The sequence below is a fragment of the Pseudomonas sp. NBRC 111138 genome (genome assembly GCF_001320835.1).
Lineage (GTDB): Bacteria > Pseudomonadota > Gammaproteobacteria > Pseudomonadales > Pseudomonadaceae > Aquipseudomonas > Aquipseudomonas paracarnis.
In genome coordinates this window covers 1-3,616 of sequence record NZ_BCBO01000169.1, presented here as the reverse complement: position 1 = coordinate 3,616, position 3,616 = coordinate 1, and the positions used below count along the sequence as shown (strand labels likewise).

General features: G+C 60.8%; 3 protein-coding genes. All 3 read right to left on the bottom strand.

The window, feature by feature from the left end:
* Positions 1 to 107 precede the first annotated feature (107 nt).
* On the bottom strand, positions 108 to 1,517 hold the full coding sequence (locus tag APH41_RS26975) for a pyridoxal-dependent decarboxylase (protein WP_054922522.1): 1,410 nt from the start codon (positions 1,515 to 1,517) through the stop codon (positions 108 to 110).
* Between the two features lie 34 nt (positions 1,518 to 1,551).
* Positions 1,552 to 2,397 (bottom strand): 2OG-Fe(II) oxygenase, encoded by an 846-nt coding sequence (locus APH41_RS26970; protein WP_054922520.1) that lies wholly within the window; start codon positions 2,395 to 2,397, stop codon positions 1,552 to 1,554.
* Positions 2,398 to 2,565: 168 nt separating this feature from the next.
* Positions 2,566 to 3,616, bottom strand: a 1,051-nt coding sequence (locus APH41_RS26965) for a PQQ-binding-like beta-propeller repeat protein (RefSeq protein ID WP_156359099.1), incomplete at its 5' end; no start/stop codon positions are given.

The window sequence follows — 3,616 nt, the reverse complement described above, 5'->3', positions numbered from 1 at the left end:
GGGAGCTTGCTCCCGCTGGAGTGCGAAGCGCTCCCAGGATCTTGGGGCCGCTGCGCAGCCCAGCGGGAGCAAGCTCCCTCGCCACAGGGGTGCTACTTTGGCAGCGTTCAAGCGACCAGGGCTTGCAATCGCACCCACAACCTTTGGACATGCTGATGCTCGGTGCCCAGCGCGCCGATGGACACCCTCACCATCCAGCGCTCATCGAGGATGGCGGGGGTGACGTGGGCATCGCCTGACTGGTTGAGTTTTTCTGCCCAGGCTCGCGTGTGATGGTCCAGTGCCTGGCCTTCCAAACCCGGCGGTTCATGGCGAATGCACAGGGTTTGCAAGGCGGGCGTGGTCACCAGTGTCCAGTGCTCAGTGGCTTCGATCTGCTCTGCCAGCCAGCGCGCATTGGCCAGGTCTCGCCGCAACCGCGCTTGCAGGCCGCTGACGCCTTGCTCGCGTATCAGGAACCACAACTTCAAGGCGCGGAAACGGCTGCCCAGGGAGATCCGCCAGTCACGGTAGTTTCGCACTTGGCCGTCTGCGCTGGACTGCAGGTAACTCGGGTTGGTGGTCATGATGCGAATCAAATGCTCGGGGTCGCGCACGAAGTACACCGAGCAATCGAATGCCGCGCCCAGCCATTTGTGCGGGTTGAGCACTAGGGAGTCAGCCTTTTCGATGCCATCCCACAAGGCCCGGCATTCTGGCAGGATCATTGCGGCGCCGGCCATGGCCGAGTCCACATGCAGCCACAGGCCGTAGCGTTGGGTGAGGTCGCCAATGGCCTCCAGGGGGTCGATCGCCATGGCGGCCGTGGTGCCGGTGGTGGCAATCACCACGCAGGGCGTGTTGCCGGCGGCCAGGTCCTGTTCGATGGCGTGCGCCAGTGCCTGGGGCGACATTGCATGGTGTGCGTCGGTGGCGATGGTGCGGATATGGTTCTGGCCGAACCCGGCCAGGATCGCCGCCTTGTTGACCGAGCTGTGGGCATGGGCTGAGGTGTAGACGATCAGGGGAGCGCTGCTGTTTTGCAGGCCGTTGTGCATCAGCGCGTAATCGGAGCTGCGTTCCCGGGCGCTGATAAGCGCCACCAGCGTGGAGGTGGACGCAGAGTCTTGGATCACACCGCTCCACGTGCGGCCCAGGCCGAGCATGTCGCGCAGCCAGTCGGTGGTGACTTCCTCTATTTCGGTGAGAGCCGGACTGGATTGCCAGGACAACCCAATCACACCCAGGCCGGTGCTCAGGCAATCGCCCAGCACTGAGGACAGTTCCACATTGGAAGGGAAGAACCCGAAGAAACTGGGATGCTGCCAATGCAGCAAGCCGGGCATGATCAGTTTTTCGACGTCGCCCATGATCTGTTCGAACGGTTCGGCGGTGTCAGGCGGGCTGGCCGGCAGGGCAGCTTTGATCTCGCCAGGTCGGGTGGTGGGCTGCACGCCGCGTTGTTCGATGTTCTGTCGGTAGTCTGCAATCAGGTCGATCATGGCATAGCCATGTTGGCGGAATTCTTCGGGGGTCATAGATAAACGTCCATGTGCACGAGCAATAAAAGTATTAGCACCAGAAGTAAAACGGTTCGCCGGGGGTATAGCCGATAAACGACTGCATGCTGACGCGTTTTCCCGAATCGAACCCACAGATGGCGTGGGGGCGGCGGGTATTGATGAGCACCAGTTCGTTCTTGCGTGGGCGGATGCGCAGCGGTTTTTGTAAACACTGTTCGGGCAGTTGGGCACCTTCGAAGCGCTTGACCTCATCATAGCTAAAGGCTTGGGTATCCCAGATGATCAACTCGCCCCCCGAAGGCGGTGTTTGCAGGTAGATATTGGCGCTGAATTGATGCTGCAGTTCAGCGATTGTGCGGGGCAGGCAATCCACATGGGGCACCGTTTCCGAGAGGTGCGCCGTCTCCGGGAACATGACGCGGATGATCCCGCAAAACATCGGTCGGCCCTGGAACGAAGCGGCTGTTGCACCTTGCGGCCAGAGCGCCTGGAACTGTTCCATCAGCTGTTGAATGGGCGGTTTTTGCGGCGCACAGAGGCTGTCGATAAGGCCGCGCATACGGGCCGCGTCTGCATAATATTTTTCTTGTGCGTCACCGCCGGCGGCCTTGCCGTACGTGGAGTTGAACGGGGTGCCCCAGCGATGCACACCATAGAAGTGCTGAACGATGCGCCCCTCTTCATAGGTTTCATGACCATAGTGTTCCAGGGTGGCGGTATCGTCGATGGCCTGAATCAACCGTGCGCTGGTGGTTGCGTTGGCAAATTCAGGTACCCGAATGGCAAGCACTTGGCCACTGATGAGTTTTTTCAAACTGGCAGTATTGAGGTGTTCAAGTTCCAGGATTTTTGTGGGGGTGGAAAGAATCGGTTTTGTAGCGACATGGTCCGTCATGCAGTGAAGCTCCCTTTAAAGTTTTATCCGTACGCCTTTTGTATTACGCAGGGCGTGCGCACTAAATTAGTTTTAAAGGGTTGAGGGGAAACCACGGGGGCATTTTCAGCAGGCAAAAAAAAGCGGCTGCCCAACCGGGCCGCCGCTTTTTTGTACCGCCAGCGTTGCTTAATCTGGCAGTTTGAACGCCATCACATAGTCACCCTGCTTGGTCCCCAGGGAACCGTGACCGCCCGCCATGACCAGCACGTATTGCTTGCCGTCCTTGCCGGTGTAGGTCATCGGGGTGGTTTGCGCGCCTGCAGGCAGGCGGCCTTCCCACAGTTGCTTGCCGTTTTTCACGTCATAGGCACGCAGGTACTGGTCCAGGGTGCCGCTGAGGAACGCGACGCCACCGGCGGTGGTGAACGTACCGCCCAGGCTAGGCACGCCCATGGTCAGTGGGATTGGAACCGGCGAGCTGTCACGCACGGTGCCGTTCTTGTGCATCCAGATGGTCTGGTGGGTGGTCAGGTCGACCGCCGCCACGTAGCCCCAGGCCGGTGCCTGGCACGGCAGGCCCATCGGCGACAGCAGTGCTTCAAGGATCACACCATACGGGGCGCCTTTGTTCGGCTGCACGCCTTCGGTTTCGCTGACGCGTGGGCCTTGCTTGGCAATGTCGGCAGCCGGGATCAGCTTCGATTTGAACGCCATGTAGCTTGGGTTCACGAAGGCGATCTGGCGCACCGGGTCAACCGAGATACCGCCCCAGTCGAACACGCCGAAGTTGCCTGGGTACACGATCGAACCTTGCAGGGACGGCGGGGTGAACGGGCCGTCGTAGCGCATGGATTTGAAATCGATCCGGCACAGCATCTGGTCGAACGGTGTCACGCCCCACATGTCGCGTTCTTTCAACGGCGGCGGCATGAAGTTCAGGTCGGACTTGGGTTGGGTAGGGGAGGTGCGGTCGCCCGCCACTGCGCCCTGTGGCACCGGGATTTCATTGACGGGCACCACTGGCTGGCCAGTGGCGCGGTCCAGCACGTAGATGCTGCCTTGCTTGGTCGACGCCATCACCGCTTGCTTCACGCCCGCAGCGGTCTTGATGTCGATCAGCGAAGGCTGGCCGCCCACGTCCATGTCCCACAGGTCGTGGTGGGTGAACTGGAAGGTCCACTTCACGTGGCCGGTGTCGATGTCCAGGGCGGTCAGGCCCGCGGCGTACTTCTCGGAC